Annotated in this window: 22 protein-coding genes; 10 read left to right on the forward strand and 12 right to left on the reverse strand. The window is 62.9% G+C overall.

Going from position 1 to position 20,273, the window contains the following annotated elements:
• Nucleotides 1-97 precede the first annotated feature (97 nt).
• On the forward strand, nucleotides 98-289 hold the full coding sequence (locus tag HCR76_RS12810) for a DUF3073 domain-containing protein (protein ID WP_166980196.1): 192 nt from the start codon (nucleotides 98-100) through the stop codon (nucleotides 287-289).
• Between the two features lie 121 nt (nucleotides 290-410).
• Here HCR76_RS12810 and purF read toward each other — a convergent pair whose 3' ends face one another.
• The 4 genes from purF to HCR76_RS12830 form a co-directional block, all read right to left on the reverse strand.
• The gene (gene purF / locus HCR76_RS12815; RefSeq protein ID WP_166991110.1) at nucleotides 411-1,868 is read right to left on the reverse strand and encodes an amidophosphoribosyltransferase; all 1,458 of its coding nucleotides are present in this window, start codon (nucleotides 1,866-1,868) and stop codon (nucleotides 411-413) included.
• 44 nt (nucleotides 1,869-1,912) lie between these two features.
• Nucleotides 1,913-3,013: a phosphoribosylformylglycinamidine cyclo-ligase gene (gene purM, locus HCR76_RS12820; protein ID WP_166991113.1), complete on the reverse strand. Its 1,101-nt coding sequence runs from the start codon at nucleotides 3,011-3,013 to the stop codon at nucleotides 1,913-1,915.
• Nucleotides 3,010-3,477 (reverse strand): DUF1206 domain-containing protein, encoded by a 468-nt coding sequence (locus HCR76_RS12825; RefSeq protein WP_198248054.1) that lies wholly within the window; start codon nucleotides 3,475-3,477, stop codon nucleotides 3,010-3,012. The genes purM and HCR76_RS12825 overlap by 4 nt, the downstream gene beginning before the upstream one ends.
• A gap of 82 nt (nucleotides 3,478-3,559) precedes the next feature.
• Nucleotides 3,560-3,925 carry a sterol carrier family protein gene (locus HCR76_RS12830; protein WP_166991116.1) on the reverse strand — a complete coding sequence of 122 codons (366 nt, stop codon included), beginning with the start codon at nucleotides 3,923-3,925 and terminating at the stop codon, nucleotides 3,560-3,562.
• 18 nt (nucleotides 3,926-3,943) lie between these two features.
• On the opposite strand from HCR76_RS12830, the gene purD reads away from it, so the two are divergent.
• Nucleotides 3,944-5,233 carry a phosphoribosylamine--glycine ligase gene (purD, locus tag HCR76_RS12835; RefSeq protein ID WP_166991119.1) on the forward strand — a complete coding sequence of 430 codons (1,290 nt, stop codon included), beginning with the start codon at nucleotides 3,944-3,946 and terminating at the stop codon, nucleotides 5,231-5,233.
• A 14-nt stretch (nucleotides 5,234-5,247) separates the two neighbouring features.
• On the opposite strand, the gene HCR76_RS12840 is transcribed toward purD, so the two are convergent.
• Both HCR76_RS12840 and HCR76_RS12845 read right to left on the reverse strand, forming a co-directional pair.
• Nucleotides 5,248-5,496 carry a LapA family protein gene (locus tag HCR76_RS12840; RefSeq protein WP_166991122.1) on the reverse strand — a complete coding sequence of 83 codons (249 nt, stop codon included), beginning with the start codon at nucleotides 5,494-5,496 and terminating at the stop codon, nucleotides 5,248-5,250.
• A 74-nt stretch (nucleotides 5,497-5,570) separates the two neighbouring features.
• Nucleotides 5,571-7,061 carry a DHA2 family efflux MFS transporter permease subunit gene (locus HCR76_RS12845; protein ID WP_166991125.1) on the reverse strand — a complete coding sequence of 497 codons (1,491 nt, stop codon included), beginning with the start codon at nucleotides 7,059-7,061 and terminating at the stop codon, nucleotides 5,571-5,573.
• 232 nt (nucleotides 7,062-7,293) lie between these two features.
• Between HCR76_RS12845 and HCR76_RS12850 the strand changes: the two genes are divergently transcribed.
• Nucleotides 7,294-8,205 carry a phosphoribosylaminoimidazolesuccinocarboxamide synthase gene (locus HCR76_RS12850; protein ID WP_166991128.1) on the forward strand — a complete coding sequence of 304 codons (912 nt, stop codon included), beginning with the start codon at nucleotides 7,294-7,296 and terminating at the stop codon, nucleotides 8,203-8,205.
• Here the strand turns inward: HCR76_RS12850 and HCR76_RS12855 are convergent.
• Nucleotides 8,202-8,726 carry a DoxX family protein gene (locus tag HCR76_RS12855; protein WP_166991132.1) on the reverse strand — a complete coding sequence of 175 codons (525 nt, stop codon included), beginning with the start codon at nucleotides 8,724-8,726 and terminating at the stop codon, nucleotides 8,202-8,204. The genes HCR76_RS12850 and HCR76_RS12855 overlap by 4 nt on opposite strands.
• A gap of 124 nt (nucleotides 8,727-8,850) precedes the next feature.
• Between HCR76_RS12855 and HCR76_RS12860 the strand changes: the two genes are divergently transcribed.
• Both HCR76_RS12860 and HCR76_RS12865 read left to right on the forward strand, forming a co-directional pair.
• The gene (locus HCR76_RS12860; RefSeq protein WP_198248055.1) at nucleotides 8,851-9,738 is read left to right on the forward strand and encodes a VOC family protein; all 888 of its coding nucleotides are present in this window, start codon (nucleotides 8,851-8,853) and stop codon (nucleotides 9,736-9,738) included.
• 65 nt (nucleotides 9,739-9,803) lie between these two features.
• Nucleotides 9,804-10,895, forward strand: a complete 1,092-nt coding sequence (locus HCR76_RS12865) for an alpha/beta hydrolase (RefSeq protein WP_166991135.1) — start codon at nucleotides 9,804-9,806, stop codon at nucleotides 10,893-10,895.
• Between the two features lie 10 nt (nucleotides 10,896-10,905).
• Here the strand turns inward: HCR76_RS12865 and HCR76_RS12870 are convergent, their stop codons facing one another.
• The 3 genes from HCR76_RS12870 to HCR76_RS12880 form a co-directional block, all read right to left on the reverse strand.
• Entirely contained in the window at nucleotides 10,906-11,655 is a 750-nt protein-coding gene (locus HCR76_RS12870; protein WP_244971390.1) for an HAD family hydrolase, read from the reverse strand.
• A gap of 119 nt (nucleotides 11,656-11,774) precedes the next feature.
• Entirely contained in the window at nucleotides 11,775-12,395 is a 621-nt protein-coding gene (locus HCR76_RS12875) for a response regulator (protein ID WP_166991138.1), read from the reverse strand.
• Entirely contained in the window at nucleotides 12,392-13,600 is a 1,209-nt protein-coding gene (locus HCR76_RS12880) for a sensor histidine kinase (protein ID WP_166991141.1), read from the reverse strand. The genes HCR76_RS12875 and HCR76_RS12880 overlap by 4 nt, the downstream gene beginning before the upstream one ends.
• A 113-nt stretch (nucleotides 13,601-13,713) precedes the next feature.
• Between HCR76_RS12880 and purS the strand changes: the two genes are divergently transcribed.
• The 4 genes from purS (at nucleotide 13,714) to HCR76_RS12900 (ending at nucleotide 15,955) form a co-directional block, all read left to right on the forward strand.
• Entirely contained in the window at nucleotides 13,714-13,965 is a 252-nt protein-coding gene (gene purS, locus HCR76_RS12885; RefSeq protein ID WP_166991144.1) for a phosphoribosylformylglycinamidine synthase subunit PurS, read from the forward strand.
• Complete coding sequence (purQ, locus tag HCR76_RS12890; RefSeq protein WP_166991147.1) at nucleotides 13,962-14,657, forward strand: phosphoribosylformylglycinamidine synthase subunit PurQ; 696 nt, start codon at nucleotides 13,962-13,964, stop codon at nucleotides 14,655-14,657. Before purS ends, purQ begins: the two co-directional genes overlap by 4 nt.
• A gap of 85 nt (nucleotides 14,658-14,742) precedes the next feature.
• Nucleotides 14,743-15,234 carry a DUF3817 domain-containing protein gene (locus HCR76_RS12895; RefSeq protein WP_244971391.1) on the forward strand — a complete coding sequence of 164 codons (492 nt, stop codon included), beginning with the start codon at nucleotides 14,743-14,745 and terminating at the stop codon, nucleotides 15,232-15,234.
• 70 nt (nucleotides 15,235-15,304) lie between these two features.
• Entirely contained in the window at nucleotides 15,305-15,955 is a 651-nt protein-coding gene (locus tag HCR76_RS12900) for a trimeric intracellular cation channel family protein (RefSeq protein ID WP_166991153.1), read from the forward strand.
• A gap of 6 nt (nucleotides 15,956-15,961) precedes the next feature.
• On the opposite strand, the gene HCR76_RS12905 is transcribed toward HCR76_RS12900, so the two are convergent.
• Complete coding sequence (locus tag HCR76_RS12905) at nucleotides 15,962-17,215, reverse strand: amidohydrolase (RefSeq protein ID WP_166991156.1); 1,254 nt, start codon at nucleotides 17,213-17,215, stop codon at nucleotides 15,962-15,964.
• Nucleotides 17,216-17,379: 164 nt separating this feature from the next.
• On the opposite strand from HCR76_RS12905, the gene purL reads away from it, so the two are divergent.
• A complete protein-coding gene (gene purL / locus HCR76_RS12910; RefSeq protein WP_166991159.1) occupies nucleotides 17,380-19,683 on the forward strand; it encodes a phosphoribosylformylglycinamidine synthase subunit PurL in 2,304 nt (767 codons plus the stop codon).
• Nucleotides 19,684-19,701: 18 nt separating this feature from the next.
• Here the strand turns inward: purL and HCR76_RS12915 are convergent, their stop codons facing one another.
• On the reverse strand, nucleotides 19,702-20,265 hold the full coding sequence (locus HCR76_RS12915; RefSeq protein ID WP_166991162.1) for a dihydrofolate reductase family protein: 564 nt from the start codon (nucleotides 20,263-20,265) through the stop codon (nucleotides 19,702-19,704).
• Nucleotides 20,266-20,273: the final 8 nt, after the last annotated feature.

Consider the following 20,273-nt stretch of genomic DNA (forward strand, 5'->3'; position numbering starts at 1 on the left):
CATGCTAAACTCAAAGTTAGTCTTATCGTTCCCTGGTTGATGCAACCGCGGGTAGCCAAACAGCTATCCGAATACTGAGTTTGTGAGGGGGTCTCGCATGGGGCGTGGCCGTCAAAAGGCAAAGCACACGAAGATCGCACGTGAGCTCAAGTCGTTCAGCCCAGAAGTGGACTACGACCAGCTTCAGCGTGAGCTCGGAGGCAGTACTCCTGACCCGTATGAAGACGAGGTCTCGAAGTGGTCTGAGTATGCAGACGACTTCTCGTCAGACCAGCAGAAGCGGGCCTGACGCACGGCAGAGCGCGTGTAGCGCTGAGTCTTCGATCATTGGGACAGAAAGCCGGGCGGGCTGAGCCGCGCCCGGCTTTGTCGTATTCGGCGGCCGTCGAGCTGCGGCATCCTGACTGCCGTCACGACAGTTGCGTTCGCTCGATCCACTCGAGGTATTCCGGCGTGACGGTACCGGTGACATAGTCACCGGTGAAACAGCTCATCTCAAGATCGGTGACATCCGAGCCTTCAACGATGGCATCGCGCATATCGCTGACTTCCTGAAAGATCATGTGATCGGCATTGAGCACGGCACCGATCTCAGGGATCTTGCGATCGTGCGCGATCAGCTCGGCGCGCGTAGGCATGTTGATTCCGTAGACATGCGGATGCCGCACCGGCGGCGCCGCTGATGTGAATGTCACCTTGTTCGCACCGGCGGCGCGTGCCATCTCCACGATCTCCTTTGAGGTCGTTCCTCGCACGATCGAATCGTCGACAATCAAGATGTTTTTGCCCTTGAACTCACTGCCCATGGCGTTGAGCTTCTGGCGCACGCTCTTCTTGCGCTGCGACTGCCCCGGCATGATGAAGGTGCGCCCGACATAGCGATTCTTGTAAAATCCCTCGCGGTATTCGATGCCCAGCTTTTGCGCCACTTGCATTGCTGCCGGTCTCGACGAGTCGGGAATCGGCATCACCACGTCGACGTCTCCAAGGGGCATGTGCCGTGTGATGGTGTCGGCAAGACGGTTGCCGAGCCGAAGCCGCGCGTCGTAGACCGAGATGCCGTTCATGATCGAATCGGGGCGAGCAAGGTACACGTACTCGAATGAGCACGGCACAAGTCGCGGCGAACGCGCGCACTGACGTGAGTGCAGCTCACCGTCTGGTGTGATGAATACTGCTTCACCCGGCGCAATATCGCGCACGACCTCGTACCCGGCGGCCTCAAGCACGAGCGACTCCGAGGCGACGATCCAATCGTCACCCACCATTCCTGCCTGTCGACGCCCAAGCACAAGCGGCCGGATGCCGTATGGATCTCTGAAGGCCAGCAGCCCGTGACCTGCGATCATCGCGATCGCAGCGTAGGAGCCCTCGACCCGCTCGTGCACCTGCGAGACGGCGGTGAAGATCTGGTCGGGATCGAGCTCCATGCCTGAGATCTGGCCCTGAAGCTCGTTGGCGAGAACATTGAGCAGCATCTCGGTGTCGCTCGTGGAGTTCACGTGCCGACGATCGACGTGAAAAAGGTCTTTGGCGAGTTCACGGGTGTTCGTGAGATTGCCGTTGTGCACGAGGATGATGCCATAGGGGGCGTTCACGTAGAACGGCTGCGCCTCCTGCTCGTTGGCGGCGTCGCCCTTGGTGACGTACCGAACATGACCGAGACCGACGTTGCCGACGAGCGAGCGCATGTCACGTGTGCGAAAAGCCTCGCGCACTTGACCCTTGGCCTTCGTCATGTGAAAGGTCGGCCCCTCGGCCGTAGCGATTCCCGTGGAATCCTGTCCGCGGTGCTGCAGGAGCAGCAACGCATCGTAAACCTGCTGGTTGACGGGCTCGTGTGAGACGATTCCGACGATTCCGCACATGTCAGGGGGCTCCCGAAGAGTTCAGTTGTTCTGCGGTTGAAATATCAGCTCGCATAGGTTCCAACGAGTCGCACGGCTCCGCCGTCGACACCTTTGGCTCCCTGCTCGAAGCCGGTGAGATCTCGTGTTCCCCTCCGCACCTCGCCGATCTGCCACGCGGCAACTCCCGCGGATTCGCACAGCGAAATGACGGATGCCGCTTGAGCAGGGTCGACGACAGCGAAGAACCCGATTCCCAGGTTCCACGTGCCCTCGCTGGTTTCAAGCGGAGACCCTGCCATGTCGCTGAGAACCCGAAAGACAGGGGAAGGCGACCACGTCGAACGGTCGACCTCGACCCACGAACCGGCGGGAAGCACACGGGCAAGGTTAGCGGCGATGCCACCGCCCGTCACGTGTGACAGCGAGTGAAGCGCTCCAGGCACAGCGTCGATCAGCTGAAGGACAGGTTTCGTGTACAGCCGGGTGGGCTCAAGCAGCACTTCGCCAACAACGCCGCCGAGGTCAACAGAGGTGTCGGTGAACCCGATCTTCTGCGTTGCAAGAATGTGTCGTACCAGGGAGTAGCCGTTGGAATGCAGACCGCTCGAGGCGAGTGCAATAACGGCATCGCCATCGTGCACGAGATGGGCGCCAAGCACAGCATCCGCCTCGACTGCACCCGTCGCAGCCCCGGCGACGTCGTATTCATCTTCGGCGAGGAGGCCCGGGTGTTCAGCGGTTTCTCCGCCGACTAGTGCTGTTCCTGTAGCTGAGCACGCCTCAGCGATGCCGCGCACGATGTCGGCTATGCGTTCCGGAAATACCTTGCCGCAGGCGATGTAGTCGGTCATGAACAGCGGCTTCGCCCCTACGACCACGATGTCGTCGACAACCATGCCAACAAGATCTTGACCGATGGTGTCGTGCTTGTCGATCGCCTGAGCGATAGCAACTTTTGTGCCGACGCCGTCAGTCGATGTGGCGAGAAGCGGTGTGCGAAACTTTGTGAGATACGAGACGTCGAAGAGCCCTGCGAAGCCTCCGAACCCTCCCTGCACCTGTGGGCCGTGTGTGGCTGAGACAGCCGATTTCATGAGTTCGACGGCGAGGTCTCCCGCTGCGGTGTCGACTCCTGCTTCGCGATATGTCGCGGAACTGCTCACAGATTGTCCTCGTTATCGGCTGACGTGGCTGTTGGTGGCGCCTCAGCATCCGGCTCGCTGACGCGCACGTTAACCTTATCGACTCGCACCGTGTGTGTTTTCTTGCGGGCGCTCACGTCGAGAATCCAGGCAAGAATGCCGAAGATCGCGATGCCCACGGGAATGCAGATCAGCAGAAGAAAGCCGAAAACCGTGCCGGGCGAGAAATACACCTCGCCACGTGCTGCATCGATCTCGTCCGGCCCCCGTTGAAAGGCGAACGTCAGAACCATGGCGGCGATCAATCCGACGACAACGCCAATCAGAATGAATGTCTGGTACTTGGGTGCGCGTCGAACCGCCACCTCATGTGAGCTGGACGTCGCGGATGGCTCCGTCGCGGCAGGCTGATCTCGCGTCGCGCGATCAGGCGCTGGTGTGTCAGAAACGGGGCGCTCGGACTCCGCGCCCGGACTGGTGCTCATGTCTACCATTGTCGCGCATGAAGCTGTGTGCGTTTCACACTGCGCACATGCCACGAGACGACATCGTTAGCGACAACCACGCTTAGTCGCGCAACCTCAGAATGGGCAGCCGCCCCGTCAGGTCGGCCCGGCTTCCGGATGCTGTCACCGACGCCGTCTCGACAGCAACCGCCCACGCCAGCGTGCCCGTCGCCAGTGCCAGCCAGGTCTCGGCGTCAGTCTCGATGACGTTGGGAGGTGTGCCGCGCGTGTGCTTTGGTCCCTCAATGCACTGGATGGCACCAAACGGCGGAACCCGAAGCTCCACTGTGTTGCCGGGGAATCGCTCGGCAAGCAGCTGAAGTGTGAACCGCACTGCCGTCGCCACGTCGTCTCGCACGGCGGCTTCTCGCACGGCTCGGTCGACCGCAGGAATTCCAATGTCATCGGTGATGCGCGCACGAGCCATGCCCATAGGGTAGTACTCGTGAAGATTCTTGTGCTGGGGTCTGGCGCCCGGGAACACGCCATCATCCTGTCTCTTCTTGCTGAGACGGACGGTCACGACATCACGGCGGCACCTGGCAATGCTGGCATCGCACGTGATGTCACGTGCACGGCGTTCGACATCAACGACCCCGTGACCGTGGCAAACGTCGCCATCGAGATGGCCGCGGACCTCGTGGTGATCGGCCCGGAGGCACCGCTCGTCGCCGGCGTTGCCGACGAACTGCGCGAGCAGGGCATCCCTGTTTTCGGGCCAGGCAAGGCCGCGGCCCAGCTCGAAGGCTCGAAAACTTTTGCAAAGCGAGTGATGGATGCCGCGGGCGTGCCCACCGGCCGCGCGCAGCGAGCTGCATCCCTCGCCGACGTGGAGTCTGCCCTTGACACGTTCGGCTCGCCGTATGTGGTGAAAGCTGACGGCCTCGCCGCGGGGAAGGGCGTGCTCGTCACTGACAATCGAGACGCCGCGCTGGATCATGCACGCGCGTACCTGACCAGTGGCAGCATCCTCGTCGAGGAGTTTCTTGACGGGCAGGAAGTCTCTCTATTCCTGCTGAGTGACGGGCATCGAGTTCTGCCGCTCTCCCCCGCGCAGGACTACAAGCGACTGGGCGACGGCGATGTTGGGCCGAACACCGGTGGCATGGGCGCGTACTCCCCCCTGCCGTGGCTTGACGAGACGTTCGGAGATGAGGATGCATTCGTCGACGAGGTGATTCGCACGGTGGCGCAGCCTGTCGTCACTCAGCTCGCCGAAGAGCAGACACCGTTCATCGGCCTGCTTTACGCCGGGCTCATCTTGACGAGCAAGCGGGACAACGCCCACGACAAGGGAATTCGCGTCATCGAATTCAATGCCCGGTTTGGCGACCCCGAGACTCAGGTTGTGTTGCCACGACTCGCTACTCCGCTGTCGCAACTGCTTTTCGCTGCGGCGACAGGCACGCTCGATGATGCCGACAGGCCGGAGTTCGGCATGACAACGGCAGTGACCGTCGTGCTCGCGAGCGAGAACTACCCGGCACAGCCTGTGACGGGGAGGACTATCACGGGCCTCAACGCCGCCGAAGGCATTGAGGGCGTGCACATCGCCCACGCGGCGACAACGGATGCGGGCGGGCAGCTCACGGCGTCCGGTGGACGAGTTCTCAATGTCGTCGCACTGGGCACAACTTTCGCAGAGGCCCGCGAGCGAGCGTATGACGCGGTTGGGCTGATCGAGCTTGAGGGTGCGCAGTACCGGTCAGACATCGCGCTTCGCGTCGCCGAATAGCATCCGTGACGCCTCTACCTTCTCGACCGCCGGCGCTTGTCACGTCGGCCGCGAAAGAGAAATCCGGCGGCGAAAGACAACACGAGAACGATGCCGATCGCGAGCCACAGCGGCCATCGCACCGTCACCCAAAGAAACGTCAGATTCGCATCGTGCGAGTTCTGCACCATGAAGACGATGACGAGCACCACCAGCACGAGCGCTATCCAGTTTGTCGTTGCCAGCAGGCTTTTGAACCCGCCAGCTTCTCCGCTTTCACTCATAGTGGCCGCCCCTGTCTTGTGCTCTGACGTTATCCAGCCGGTGCCTCACGGTCAAGGGCTCGGGCACCACATGCTCAGGCTTTGGGCGAGGGGCTCGGCGGTGACCACGCGGCGGCGATCGGTTTCGGCTTTGCAAAGAAAAGCGTAGCGATGGCACCGACAATGGCGAGGGCTGCGGGCAGCAGCAGCGCCTGCCCCATGGCTGCGCTGAATCCCGCGTGAAGAAACTCTGGCAGCTCTCCAGAGAGACCGGCAGCGTCCGATCCCGACGATCCCTCGTGACCCGGAAGCTCTGTCGCAAGACGCGCCTGCATCAGCATCGAGATTGAGGCGCTTCCCAGAACCGAGCCGACCTGCCGGGTCGTGTTGTAGACGCCGGATCCGGCACCAGCGAGGGCTGGGGGAAGATTGCGCGTTGTCATGGTGGCGAGCGGCCCCCACATGGCGGAGTTCGCGAGGCCCATGACCGCGCTTGGCAGCAGCAGAATCCAGATGGGTTGGTCTGGAGTGAGCACTGCTGCGTACCACGTGAGCGATACGGCACAACAGACCATGCCCGCTGTTGCGACGAGCCGAGGGTTGATGTGATCGATCAGACGGCCGACGAAGGGGGCGAGCACGCCGGAGATCACGGCCATCGGCACCAGCATGAGCGCCGACTCGGTTGGAGTGAGCCCTCTCACCATCTGCAGATAGAAGATGAGCGGCAGCGACATGCTGATGATCGCGAATCCAACGGCTGTGATCACCGTGTTGCCGAGCGAGAAGTTGCGATCGCGGAACAGTCGAAGGGGGACGAGCGGTTCACTTCGGGTAAAGCGCTGCCAGACGACGAATGCGATGAGCACGACGACACCGGTGATGATGAGCGACCACACGGAGATCGGACCCCAGATCTGCCCCCACTCGTAGCTTTGGCCCTCTTGGATTCCGAAGACGAGAAGAAACATGCCGGCGGCGCTGAGAATGACGCCGACGATGTCAAAGCGATGCCGATGCGTCGCGAGCGCTGGCACGTAGCGCACGGCAGCGACGAAGGCGATGATGCCGACGGGAACGTTGATGAAGAAGATCCACTCCCAGCCGAATCCGTCGACGAGAACGCCGCCGAGGATCGGCCCGACGAGCGAGGCGACGCCAGCTGTCGCGCCCCACAGCCCCATGGCCGCACCACGCTTGTCTGGCGCGAAGATACGTGTGATGACCGCCATCGTCTGCGGCGTCATCATCGATGCCCCTAAGCCCTGCACTACACGCGCCACGATGAGCATGGTGATGTCGCTGGAGAGCCCACACGCGGCGGATGAAACGGTGAACAGAGCGAGCCCAATGAGGTAGAGGTTCTTTGGTCCGAATCGATCGCCGAGCCGCCCGGTGATGAGCAGCGGAACGGCGTAGGCGAGCAGATACGCGCTCGTCACCCAGAGCACACTCTCGATCGTTGTATTGAGCCCCGTGATGATCGCGGGGTTGGCAACAGACACGATCGTCGTGTCGACGAGGATCATGAAGAAGCCGATGACGAGTGCCCAGAGAGCAGCCCACGGCCTTTGAGTTCTTTCCACTGGCGTCCTGACTGAGGGAGTGTTCGGGAAGGAACGCCGTCGTCTTCCAGGTGTTCCTCAAGGAATATACTCCCTTGCCCCGACACGGGAAGATGCGAATCAGAATGGTGGCGTGTCTGGTACGTCCTCGCGCTTAGCGTCGACCGCACGCGACAATTGTGGAGAACGAGAGGAGACCCCGCTCTCCGCACTCTAAAATCAACCGTTCCAGAAAAGCCCTGATAATGGAGGGGTGAGCACAAACCTGACACCCGCCGGCTGGAACCATCTCTATTCAGGAAAGGTGCGCGACCTTTTCGAGCCCGCATCTCCCGCAACGGACGTGGCAGGAGCAGGCGACGCCATGCTCCTTGTCGCCAGTGACCGCGTGAGCGCATACGACTACGTGCTCTCGCCTGGCATCCCTGGCAAGGGCGAAGTGCTCACACGCCTGAGCCTGTGGTGGTTTGACAAACTCGGTGTTCCCAATCACCTCGTCGCCAGTCACGCCGAAGGCGAGCGCGGACACGCCGCCCTTCCCCCTGAGATCGCCGAGCGGGCGATGCTCGTCAAGAAGCTCGACATGTTTCCCGTTGAGGCCGTCGTTCGCGGCTACCTGACCGGATCGGGTTGGAAGGAATACGAGCAGAACGGCACGGTCTGCGACATCCCACTACCGAGCGGCCTGCAGAACGGTGATCGCCTCCCCGAGCCGCTCTACACACCAGCGTGGAAGGCGCCACTCGGTGAGCATGATGAGAACATCTCGTTCGAGCGAACCGTGGAACTCATTGGAGAAGAGGATGCCGCAGCAATCCGCGACCTCGCTCTCTCGATCTACGCGAAGGCAGCGTCGACTGCCGAGTCTCGCGGCCTGATTCTTGCCGACACAAAGTTCGAGTTTGGCCGCGACCCTGAGACGGGCGAGATCGCCCTCGCCGATGAGGTGCTCACACCGGACTCGTCGCGATATTGGGACGCCAACGCCTGGACGTCGGGCGAGACCCCCGAGCAGCGCATGGCCAGCTTCGATAAGCAGATCGTTCGCAATTGGCTCACCGAGAATTGGAACATGACCGGCACACCTCCCGAGCTGCCGCCCGAGATCATCGAGCGTACGGCGAACCGCTATCGCGAGCTTTTGGAGCGCGTGACGGGCAACTAGACCTCGCCGCCGCCATCGACGAGGCGCTTCTGCTCGGCCGCACGCTTGCCCATCTCAACGACGGCGAATGACGACCCCACACCGACAAGCAGTGCAAACAGGCCCCCACCGCCACCCCACCGAGACTTGCCGAAAACAGCGTCGATCGACGCGCGCCCTGGGCCCTCGCTGGCAATGGCAACAAGGGTCGAAATGAGCACCAGGTTATATTCAAACCCTCCGTTCGAATTCCACACGCCATTCTTCCCGTGCACCTTTCGAATTGCCGTCACCATCGAGGCAATGAGTCCGCTCGCCGCGAGCGGAGTGGCCACACCAGCGGCAATCGCCGCCCCGGCACCCGTCTCAGCGAGTGCGACGGCGAGCGCGTTCTCCTTCGCCGGCTCCATGTCGAGACTCTGCATCATCTTCTCAGTGCCCGCGAGCCCCGGGCCATCGAATGATCCCTTCAGCTTCTGCAGGCCGTGCCCCACAAAAAGCCCGCCGACGACCACTCTGACCAGAACACGTCCCCAACTCATGAGCACCCCTCCTCTGACTTCGCCGTTCGGCTCCGCTGCTTCGAAGCGTACGGCGGAAAAGTGCAGAAACCAAGAGATCTGAACGTGCGGGAATGTTGTTGCTACAACTACTGTTATACCCATCATGACCACTGCACTCGATCCGTCCAACAAGCTCGCGGCTGACACGTCCATGGGCGCCGTCACCCTTCTCGTCGCCGATCTCGACGGCATGACCGCGTACTACCGCGACGCCGTCACATTGCAGGTCATCGCCGAATCGGAGGGCACCGTCACACTGGGGCGTGGCGCGGAGCCCCTTGTGATCCTCGAGCACTCCCCCGCCCTCACCCACGCACCCACCGGGGCGGCCGGCCTGTTCCACACAGCCATTCTGTTCGAATCGCAGTCCGCTCTCGCCGCTGCCCTCTACTCGGTTGCACGTGCCCAGCCGGGAACTTTCACCGGCAGCGCCGACCACCTCGTGAGCCAGGCGTTCTACTTCACCGACCCCGAAGGCAACGGAATTGAGCTCTACTGGGATCGAGATCGCACCGAGTGGAGCTGGGTGCACGGCCAGGTCGAGATGGCAACCCTCTACCTCGATCCAAATGAATATCTGCGCGACCATCTCACCGAGCAAGCGGCGACGACGCCGAATCCGCTGGAACTGGGCGGAGCCGTCATTGGGCACGTGCACCTTTCCGTCGGTAACACTGAAACTGCCCGGGAGTTCTACGTGAACACGCTGGGTTTCGACGCGACAGCATCCCTGGGCAATCAAGCGCTCTTCGTCTCTGCGGGTGGGTATCACCACCACATGGCGATGAACGTCTGGAACAGTCGAGGTGCTGGTCCCCGCATGCCGGCCCTCGGCCTCGGGCGCATCGGCATCGAGCTGCCCACACGCGACGGGCTCGGCGAGCTGGACGAGCGCCTTCGCCACCACAAACTCCAGACACGCGATGACGGACGCACGCTCAGTTTTGACGACCCATGGGACAACCTGATCACTGTGACGGCAGCCGAATAGTTTCTGAACAGTGACGCCGACGCGGATCGCTTGGGCGGCATAATTGAGGATGCTGGAGGTTGCCCGTGCCACTCGATCCCTACTTCGCTGCCATGCATCGTTCGCACTTGCGCGATCTCGTTCAGCAGTTTCGGCGCAGAACGTTTCTGTCGACACGGCGCTTCTTTGCTCGATTCGGCTCGCGCACGGCCAGGCACCAGGCGCGCACGGCCGCGAGCGCTCACGCTGCAACAACGGCACGGCGATCGACCGCCGACTGGAAGCGGAAGAACGCGCGAGCGTGGGACACCAAGTTTTTCAACCGCATCGGGGTCTACGGACCTGAACTTGCTACAGACGACCGCACAATCCCCGTCACCGGGCACCCCGACGTGAGGGTGCGCATCTATCAACCGACAACGGATGCCGTCGGCCCTCGCCCCGCAGTGATCATGTTCTTCGGCGGGTCGTTTCAGCTCGGCGGCATCGACTGGGCCAGCGAAGACGCACTTTTTCGCTCACGCACTGCAGATGCCGAGGTGATCACGATCGCCGTCGACTACGCGCTCGCACCCGAGCACCGCTTCCCTACTCCTGTCGAGCAGGGCTACGCCGTTCTCGAATGGGTACACGAGAACGCAGCTGAGCTGAGCATCGACCCGCTGCACGTCGCCATTGGAGGAATCTCGTCTGGTGGAAACATTGCGGCGGCAGTGACGCTTGCCAATCGGCAGCGGTCGCGGCATCCGCTCTGCCTACAGGTTCTCGAGGTGCCTGCTCTTGACCTGACCGGCAAACACATCGATTTCAGGCCACTGTGGACGCTGCACGTGCCCTATTTTCTCGCCAGGCGCGAGCTCGTTCAGGTGGCGAGGGCCTACCTCGGCGACCGCTCACGCGCCCGCGATCCACTTGCGTCGCCGCTGCTCGCCGATGATCTGCGCGGGTTGCCGCCCGCTGTGATTCTCACGGCAGAGTTCGACGTGCTTCGTGGCGATGGCAGGGCGTATGCTCACGCTCTGCGCGCCGCTGGCGTTGAAGCATCAGCCGTCGAGTACATGGGCGCTGTGCACGATACCGTCGATTTTCGCGCCGTGGTTCCTCTCGCAGAGCGTTGGCACCGAGACGTCGTCACAGCGCTGCGCACGCTGCACAACCCGGCGACGCACTCCAGCTGAGAGCGCGACGTCACACGTCTGAGCTGACGCCGAGCATCGCCGGAAGCATAGCGATCGACCCCAACACGTCGTCTGCGCCCGCCTGATGCAGTTGTTCGGCACTGTGCGCACCCGTGAGCACTCCCACAACGAGCCCAGCGCCCGCGGCAAGTCCGCTGCGCACATGATTGACGGTGTCGCCGACGACCACCATCGAGTCGACCGACTGCGCACCTGTGCGCATGAGCGCGGTGAGCGGCAGATCGGGAAACGGTATGCCTCGCCCTGCATCCGCTGCGCACAACGCAACGTCAATGGACTCTTGCCACCCGAGGTGGGCGACGATTGCGTTCACGGTGTCACGGGGCAGCCCTGTGGTGAGTGCGATGGAGACCTCCGCGTCGCGCAACAAGTGAAGCGTGTGTTCCGCACCGTCGACAGCTTCAAGCGAGCCAATGTTCTCCAGGTATTCCGCGTCGAACGCCGCAGCGGCGCTCTGCGCCGTCGCCTCGTCTGCGGTGAGCGATCGGAAGACGTCAATTGTTGAGCGCCCCGTGGCGTCATGCAGATACGTGAGCATGGAGGTGAGGCTGTCTTCGCTCTGTACAAGGCCCACGTGCTCGGCTGCACGAGTGAACGCGGCTTCGGCGAGCCCAGCGTCGCGCACCGTGGTTCCAGTCAGGTCAAGAACCGCGAGTTCAACAGGAACGTCGTAGAACTCCACGTCGTCGTCGATGCGCCGCGCCGGCTCGATCGTCAGCGTTTCTGCGTCCATGGTCATGATCGCGAGTAGCCCTTTCTCTGCAGTGACGGCTCAAACGTAAGAGTTCGACCCGAATCACGTGAGTATCGGGGGTAGCCTGCCGGTGAACGACGCGTGTTCGGCAGGTGTCGCCACCGCTACTGCGAGCGGATCAGTCCTCGCTCGCGAGCTGCGGCGACGGCCTGCGTGCGGCTCGAGACACCGAGCTTCGTGAAGATGTGAACCAGGTGCGACTTCACTGTCGCTTCCGACAGAAAGAGCTGCCGGGCAATCGTACGGTTCGACTGCCCGTTCGCAACGAGATCGAGCACCTCGGCTTCGCGCAGGCTGAGCGCGACCGACGCGGCATCCTTTCGTGCGGCGAGGCGACCGGCGACGCTGGGGGCGAGCGCCGTCTCCCCCGCTGCAGCCGCCCTCACTGCCGTGAGAAGCTCGGCCGGAGGGGCATCCTTGAGCAAGTATCCGGCGGCTCCCGCTTCGACGGCTCCGAGAATGTCTGCGTCGGTGTCGTAGTTCGTAAGCACGAGCACACGGGGACCGCCTGCCTCTCGAATGCGCCGCGTCGCTTCGACGCCCTGCGTTCCGCCACCGAACTGCAGATCCATGAGTACTAAGTCAATGTCGTGGTCAGCCATCCGCATGGCCTCGACACCCGTTGCAGCTTCCGCGATGACCGTCATATCCTCTTCGGTCTCGAATAGCGCGCGCAGCCCTGCCCGCACAACGGGATGGTCGTCGGCGATCAACAAGCGAATCATCCTGCCTCCTCGGTGAGCGGTATCGTCGCGGCAAGGGCGGTGCCTTCACCGGGGACGGACTCGATCGACATTCTTCCACCGAGCTCGGTGACCCGTCGGCGAATGGCCGTGATGCCGAAAGACGCTCCGTTTCGATTCTCGAGAGTCGACGTGTCGAAGCCAGCTCCGTCGTCGACGACATCGAGAGTCACGGCATCCTCGTCGAACGTCAACGTGATGTTGAGCGCCGTTGCCTTGGCGTGCTGCTGAACGTTGGCGATGGCACTCTGCGCGACCCTGAGCAGCGTTGTCTCGGTAGTCATGGGAAGCGGATGCGCCTCGCCGACGAGATGGAAGCGCACACGGGTTGCACGTCCACTTGTGCGCAGCGTGTGCTCTGCCGACGCAGCGAGTCGAGTGAGCGCGCCGGCGAGGGTCTGCTCATCGAGCACGGGAGGCGTGAGCTCTCGGATGATTCGCCGCGTGTCGACGAGCGCGTCTGCGGCGGTCTGCCTTGCAAGCTGAAGCTGTTCGATGCCGGGTCTGTCCGGGTCGACGCGTTCCGTCGCGTGCAACAGAATCTGGATGCTCGACAGGCCCTGCGCTACGGTGTCATGGATTTCTCGGGCGAGACGTTCTCGCTCGGCGAGCACGCCGGCTTCACGCTCGGCAATGGCAAGCTCGCCCCGTGTCGCAGTGAGTTCCTCGATGAGCTTCTCGCGCTCCCTCGCCTCGCGATAGAGCGCCGAGTATCCGCCCGAGATCGCAAGGGCGACGGATGCTCCGATCACGGGACCGATCACGCCGCCGACGCTGATGCCCGAGTGGTACCCGAGCATCGCGATCGTCAGCGTCGTCGACACGATGACGCTGACGATGCCCGCGGTCATGGGCAGCAGGTGGAGAAACAGAAAGAAGAGGGGAAACACGATGTAGGCGGCATCCATGGTGACCATGAGCATGCCGAGCCATACGAGGCCGAGCACTCCGATCCACGCATATGAGAAGAGCGAGAGCCGCGTGCCGCCGAACCACGCCAAATGCGCCACCGCGGCACCGCCGAAGTAAACGATGAGCAGGGCCGCACCCAAAACCTGCACGGCACGCGCGTGTTCCGACTGCAGAATCTCAGCGTGCACGATAGCGAAGACGGTCAGTGCGACGAGCAGAATATGCAGCGCCCAGCGCAGCCCCGTAAAGACAGGAGTCAGCGCAGAGTATCTCATGCACTCGAGCCTATTCCGTGTGACCTCCGGTGGTCATCCGTCGAAAGTTTGCTGCGTGCCGACACAGTAGACTGGCAGCATCCTTGCCGCCAGTGTTTCGTTCGGAGTCACACGTGCCCATTCTTGTTGTTGATGTCATGCCGAAGGCCGAGCTGCTCGACCCACAGGGGAAGGCCGTGCACGGCGCGCTTTCGCGCCTCGGCCATGCCGCCGTCTCTGGTGTGCGTGTCGGAAAGCGCTTCGAGATCACGATTGACGAGGTGACGCCGGAGGTGATTGACGACGTCACGACAGTGGCAGGCGAGATTCTCTCCAACTCCGTCATCGAAGACGTCGTCTCGGTGCGCGAGGCGGACGCACGATGAGAATCGGAGTCATCACCTTTCCAGGCTCCCTCGACGATCGCGACGCACAGCGGGCAATTCGATTTGCGGATGCTGAGCCCGTCGCGCTCTGGCACGGCGAACACGATCTCAAAAACGTCGATGCGATCGTACTTCCCGGCGGCTTCAGCTACGGCGACTATCTGCGTGCCGGAGCCATCGCATCGGTCTCGCCCATCATGGCCGAGGTGATCGATGCCGCCAACAAGGGTCTTCCCGTTCTCGGCATCTGCAATGGCTTCCAGATGCTCACCGAGGCGCATTTGCTGCCCGGCGGCCTGATTCGCAATGAGCTCGGCACGTTCGTGCGCCGTGACCAGACGCTGCGCGTCGAGAACGCCGACACCGCGTGGACGAACGATTTCTCCACTGGGGAGGAGATCGTCATTCCGCTGAAGAACGGCGAGGGCGGGTTCATCGCGGCGGACGACGAGCTCGACAGGCTCGAGGGCGAGGGGCGCGTTGCGTTCCGCTACGTCGGTGTGAACCCGAACGGCTCGCTTCGCGACATCGCAGGGGTCACAAATGAACGCGGCAACGTTGTGGGGCTCATGCCGCACCCTGAGCACGCGATCGAAGCTGGATTCGGCCCGGATACGGATGCTGCGATGCGCAGCGGCGTCGACGGGCTGCGCTTCTTCGCCTCGGCGATCACAGCGCTCCAAGCTGTGTAGCAACTCACATTCCATCTTTTGGACGATGCTTCGTCAGCGTGCGTAAGAGACGATAGTGAACATGGCCCCATCTGAGACTTCACCCGTGGCAGCATCCGAGACGTCGAAAGCGCTGACACCCCGACGCCTCTACGGCATCCTCGCGATCGCCGAGACGATCACGTGGACGCTGCTGATCCTCGGAATGCTCCTCAAATACGTCGTTCAGCTCGGCGACTGGCCCGTCACCATTGGCGGGAGTGTACACGGCATCATCTTTGTCGCCTACGCCTTCACAGCGGGCCTCGTCGGCGTGAACCAGCGGTGGAGGCCACTTCAGGTTGTGGGCGCCGTCGCCACGGCGATCATCCCCTACGCGACGATTCCGTTCGACCGCAGCCTTGAGCGCCGCGGCATGCTCGAGGGTGGCTGGCGCCGCGAGAAGACGGATGACCCACGCGACGCGACATGGGTGAGCGCGTGGCTTCGGTTTTTCCTCCGGCACCCGGCCCTGCTCAGCGTCCTGCTTGTGGTGGCCGTCGGCGTCGTCTTCGGCACGCTCCTCACGCTCGGCCCGCCCACCGAGTGGGGCTCCTGACCCGACTGCCGGTTTCGTTTCTCACGCGCGACGGTCAGAATAGGGACATGAGCACGGGAACGCACCGTTGATGGATCAGCAACTGCTCCTGCTGCTTCTTGACCTCACGGGAACATTCGCGTTTGCGCTCAATGGTGCACTCACCGCGATCAGAGCCGTTCGCGTCGACATCGTCGGCGTCATCGCTCTGGGCATGATCACGGCGATGGGCGGCGGGGTCATCCGCGATGTGATGCTCAACCTCTCGCCCGCCACTTTTCAGGATTGGCGCTATCTTGCTGTCGCGGCAGTCGGCGCGCTCATCGCGTTCGCCTTCGGAAACAGTCTCGTTCGACTGTCCACACCGATTGAGGTGCTGGATGCCGTCGGGCTGAGCTTCTTCGCGATCACCGGAGCGATCAAAGCCGTTGAGTTCGGGCTCGGGCCGGTCCAGGCGATCATTCTCGGCACCATCACCGCTGTCGGCGGAGGCACGCTTCGCGATGCGCTGCTCGGACGTGTGCCCTCCGTGCTGAGTGACGGGCTCTATGCTGTGCCGGCCTTCATCGGCGCCGGCCTCGCCGTCATCGCGTCGCTGTTCGGGCTCTACGGCCCCGTCACCGCGGTCGTCGCAGCAGCTGTCTGCTTTCTCATCCGTGTGCTCGGACTGCACTTCAGCTGGAACGCGCCGGTGCCGCGCGAGTGGAAGCGCCGTGGCACCGGCAGCTCAAGTCGGGACTAACGGAGGCTATTTCGCAAGCCACGCGAGTGCCGCGACGACGAGCGCTCGCGTGCCCGTGTCGAGTGTCGGCTGGATCACGGGCGCGAACTCGGGTGAGTGATTCACGGGAATGTCCTGCGCCACGCGCCCTGCTGCCTCGGCAGCGGCATACTGCTCTGCGTCGATTCCCCCGATGCCCCAGTACACGTACGGCACTCCGAGAGCGTTCGGAATGTCGCTGAAGTCTTCGCTCGCTGACTGCTTCTCTATGGGTCTGTTCTGCTCACCAAAGTGCGTGGTGAATGCAGCGGCGACGCGTTCGCTTGCCTCCGTGTCGTTGGCTGTGAGCGGAAAACTGTCGAAGACCTCGTATTCCGCAGGTTTCGGCGACAGCGAGGCGACACACTCGGCATCGACGATACGCCGGATCGCAGCAAACAGCGCGGAGCGCGTCTGCTCGCTGTAGGTGCGGATGTTGAGTTGCAGCACGGCTGACTCGGGAATGACGTTGCTCTTCGTGCCGGCCTGGATGCTGCCGACCGTCAGCACGGCTGTCTCCGCTGGCGCAATTTCACGGGAGACAATTGTCTGCAACCTGACGACGATGTGCGCTGCGAGCACAACGGGGTCAACGCTCGCCTGCGGCATCGATCCGTGAGCGCCGCGGCCGTGAATGATGATGCGGATGCTGTCTGCCGCCGTGAGAAACGGCCCACTCCGCACTCCCAGCGTTCCGGCCGGTAGCGCTAGCACATGCTGCGCGAGGGCGATGTCTGGTGTCGGGATCAGCTCGGCAAGGCCATCGTCGAGCATGCCCGCTGCACCGTCGGCCGTCTCTTCGGCGGGCTGCAGAAGCGCAACGACAGTGCCGTTCCACTGTGCCGGCGATCTGCTCAGCAGCTCCACGGCAGCCACAAGCGACGCCACATGCACGTCGTGCCCGCACGCGTGGGCGACAGGCACTGTGTGACCATTCTCGTCTGATGCCGTTGCCTCGCTCGCGTAGTCGACGCCGCTCTGTTCCGTGACGGGGAGCGCATCCATGTCCGCACGCAGCAGAACGACGGGCCCGTCGCCGTTGCGCAGAATTCCGACAACGCCAGTCCCACCGATTCCGGCTTGCACATCAAGGCCAAGCCCGCGCAGCCACTGCGCCGCCTTCGTCGCAGTCTCGTGCTCGTGATGCGATAGTTCGGGGTTTCTGTGTAGATCTCTGTAAAACTCCTCTTGCCGTTCGCGAAGCTCACCGAGTCTGGCGAGAACCGTCGACGCCACTGACATGTTGTCTCTCCCCTATCGCCTCTTTTTCGCAAGCATTCCACTGCTCGGATGCCGGGGCAACAACGATTCTGCTCACGATCACCTCCTGCGTCGCGCCCGGGTAGGATTGACAACGGTCCGGCGTGCAGCCACGCCCCTTTTTCGTCCCCAGGAGCGAGTATTCCGTGAGCATCCCAGCAGACACCGGCGCCGACACCGTCGCGAACGCAGCAGCGACTCCCGAGAAGGAGCAGCCATATGCGGCCCTCGGCCTGAAGCCCGACGAATATGCGGCGATCCGAGAGATTCTCGGCCGACGCCCTACCTCGGGTGAGCTCGCGATGTACTCGGTGATGTGGAGCGAGCACTGCTCATACAAGAGCTCGAAGAAGTACCTGCGTCAGTTCGGTCAAAAAGTCTCGCCCGAGATGACGAAGAGCCTCATGGTCGGCATGGGTGAGAACGCCGGCGTCGTCGACATCGGCGAGGGCTGGGCTGTCACCTTCAAGGTAGAGAGCCACAACCACCCGAGCTACATCGAGCCCTTCCAAGGTGCCGCCACCGGCGTCGGCGGCATCGTGCGCGACATCATCTCGATGGGTGCTCGCCCCGTGGCCGTCATGGACCAGCTGCGCTTCGGCGCAATCGATGACCCAGACACCGCACGCGTGGTGCACGGTGTGACAAGCGGCATCTCGTTCTACGGCAACTGCCTCGGACTTCCCAACATCGGCGGCGAGACGTACTTCGACCCGGTGTATCAGGGAAATCCGCTCGTCAATGCGCTCTCGGTCGGCGTGCTTCGCCACGAAGATCTGCACCTGGCCAACGCATCCGGTGTCGGAAACAAGGTGGTGCTTTTCGGCGCCCGCACGGGAGGCGACGGCATCGGCGGAGCATCCATTCTGGCTTCTGACTCCTTTGACGACGGCGGCCCGACCAAGCGGCCCGCCGTGCAGGTGGGCGACCCCTTTGCCGAAAAGGTGCTCATCGAGTGCTGCCTCGAAATGTACCGCGATGAGCTCGTCGAGGGAATTCAAGACCTCGGCGCCGCGGGCATCTCGTGCGCGACGAGCGAGCTTGCCGCGAACGGCGACGGCGGCATGTTCGTCGAGCTCGACGGCGTGCTGCTTCGTGACCCCTCCCTCACGGCGGAAGAGATTCTCATGTCGGAGTCTCAGGAGCGCATGATGGCGGTTGTCGCGCCCGAGAAGCTCGATGCATTTCTCGCCGTCGCCGCGAAGTGGGATGTCGAAACGAGCGTGCTCGGTGAGGTCACTGACACCGGGCGGCTCGTCATCAACTGGCACGGCGAAGAGATCGTCAACGTCGATCCGTCGACAGTCGCCGTCGACGGCCCGGTCTACGACCGCCCGGTTGCCTACCCGACCTGGATCGACGCGCTGCAGGCAGACACGGCGAGCGCACTCGAGCGCAGCGACGACCCTGCCGTGCTCAAGGAGCAGACGCTGAAGCTTGTCGGCTCGGCGAATCTTGCAGACAAGAGCTGGATCACCGACCAGTACGACTACTACGTGCTCGGCAACACGGCGCTGTCATTCCCTGATGATGCGGGAATGATCCGCGTTGACGAGGAGTCGGGGCTCGGATTCTCGATCGCCACCGACGCAAACGGCCGCTACTGCCAGCTGGATCCCCGTGCGGGAGCGCAGCTCGCCCTCGCCGAGGCATTCCGCAACGTCGCCGCCACCGGTGCCGTACCCGCAGCGGTCACCGACTGCCTCAACTTCGGCAGCCCCGAGAACCCCGAGGTGATGTGGCAGTTCTCTGAAGCCGTCGAAGGCCTCTCTGATGCCTGCCTCGAGATGGGCATTCCCGTCACAGGGGGCAACGTCTCGTTCTACAACCAGACCGGCGACACCCCGATCTTCCCCACACCCGTCGTCGGGGTTCTCGGCGTTATCGACGACGTTGCCAAGCGCGTGCCGAGCGGCTGGCAAGACGAGGGCGACAACATCTATCTTCTTGGCACGACCCGCACGGAGCTCTCCGGCTCGGCATGGGCGGGCACCGTGCACGGGCACCTCGGAGGCCGCCCGCCGAAGGTCGACCTTCAGCGTGAAAAAGACCTCGCTGCTCTGCTGCACGCGGGGTCGCAGCAATCGCTTCTCGCATCGGCGCACGATCTCTCTGACGGCGGACTCGCCCAGGCACTCGTCGAGTCTGTGCTGCGCTTCGGCGTCGGAGCACGTGTGTGGCTCGGCGAGATCATGGAGCGCGACGGCGTCGACGCGGCATCCGCCCTCTTCTCCGAGTCAACAGGACGTGTGGTTGTCTCGGTGCCTCGCGAAGACGACGTGAAGTTTCGCGGACTGTGCGAGGGGCGCGGGTACCCCGTGCTGCGCATCGGCGTCACAGACGGTGCTGCCTCCTCTGACGCGACACTCGAGGTGCAGGACTACTTCACTGTCTCTGTCGACGACCTGCGACAGACGCACGAGAGCACGCTGCGCGAGCACTTCGCGTAGGCGTCCGCGGCCGCCGCGTCAGTCGGATTCCGGCTGCACGCTGTAACAGAGGTGTGCGAATCCGCCATAGCGTTTCACCTCGGTGAGCTCGAGATCGCCTGGGGCCGTTGCACGAGGAAACAGCGGCGCTCCGCCCGCGAGCGCCGAGGGAGCAATCGACACCTGAATCTCGTCGAGAGCTCCGATGTCGTAGAACTGACCGACGAGTTCACCGCCGCCGACGAGCCACACATCGAGACCGGATGCTGCCCTGACGATGTCGTCGAGATGCTCGCCCACATCGCCGCCAACGAGGCGCACATCGGCACCCTCGGGAATGGGCAGGTCGCGACTCGTGAACACGTACGTCGGGTGGTCTCCGAAGAATGACGACCACTTCTCGGGATGCTCCATCAGCTTCGTCGAGCTCAGCACCCACTCGTACGTCGTCGCACCCTCAACGATCACACCGACCTCGCGCATGAACGCGCCGTGGTCAGGAGCCTCGCCCGATTCGACGGCGAAGAGCCAATCAAGCGAGTTCTGCTCATCGGCGATGAACCCGTTAAGCGACGTCGCCGTGTTGTAGACAATACGTGTCATGTTCTTCA

It is taken from the genome of Paramicrobacterium chengjingii, assembly GCF_011751765.2.
In the GTDB taxonomy this organism is placed as follows: domain Bacteria; phylum Actinomycetota; class Actinomycetes; order Actinomycetales; family Microbacteriaceae; genus Paramicrobacterium; species Paramicrobacterium chengjingii.

Excerpts from the sequence above, each read along its gene's own strand:
- HCR76_RS12855 (WP_166991132.1), bottom strand. The coding sequence starts at position 8,726 with ATGAGTTGGGGACGTGTTCTGGTCAGAGTGGTCGTCGGCGGGCTTTTT.
- HCR76_RS12900 (WP_166991153.1), top strand. The coding sequence starts at position 15,305 with ATGGATCAGCAACTGCTCCTGCTGCTTCTTGACCTCACGGGAACATTC.
- purF (WP_166991110.1), bottom strand. The coding sequence starts at position 1,868 with ATGTGCGGAATCGTCGGAATCGTCTCACACGAGCCCGTCAACCAGCAG.
- HCR76_RS12905 (WP_166991156.1), bottom strand. The coding sequence starts at position 17,215 with ATGTCAGTGGCGTCGACGGTTCTCGCCAGACTCGGTGAGCTTCGCGAA.
- HCR76_RS12810 (WP_166980196.1), top strand. The coding sequence starts at position 98 with ATGGGGCGTGGCCGTCAAAAGGCAAAGCACACGAAGATCGCACGTGAG.
- HCR76_RS12880 (WP_166991141.1), bottom strand. The coding sequence starts at position 13,600 with ATGAGATACTCTGCGCTGACTCCTGTCTTTACGGGGCTGCGCTGGGCG.
- HCR76_RS12830 (WP_166991116.1), bottom strand. The coding sequence starts at position 3,925 with ATGGCTCGTGCGCGCATCACCGATGACATTGGAATTCCTGCGGTCGAC.
- HCR76_RS12915 (WP_166991162.1), bottom strand. The coding sequence starts at position 20,265 with ATGACACGTATTGTCTACAACACGGCGACGTCGCTTAACGGGTTCATC.
- HCR76_RS12840 (WP_166991122.1), bottom strand. The coding sequence starts at position 5,496 with ATGAGTGAAAGCGGAGAAGCTGGCGGGTTCAAAAGCCTGCTGGCAACG.
- purQ (WP_166991147.1), top strand. The coding sequence starts at position 13,962 with ATGAGAATCGGAGTCATCACCTTTCCAGGCTCCCTCGACGATCGCGAC.
- HCR76_RS12875 (WP_166991138.1), bottom strand. The coding sequence starts at position 12,395 with ATGATTCGCTTGTTGATCGCCGACGACCATCCCGTTGTGCGGGCAGGG.
- HCR76_RS12860 (WP_198248055.1), top strand. The coding sequence starts at position 8,851 with ATGACCACTGCACTCGATCCGTCCAACAAGCTCGCGGCTGACACGTCC.
- HCR76_RS12870 (WP_244971390.1), bottom strand. The coding sequence starts at position 11,655 with ATGACCATGGACGCAGAAACGCTGACGATCGAGCCGGCGCGGCGCATC.
- HCR76_RS12825 (WP_198248054.1), bottom strand. The coding sequence starts at position 3,477 with ATGAGCACCAGTCCGGGCGCGGAGTCCGAGCGCCCCGTTTCTGACACA.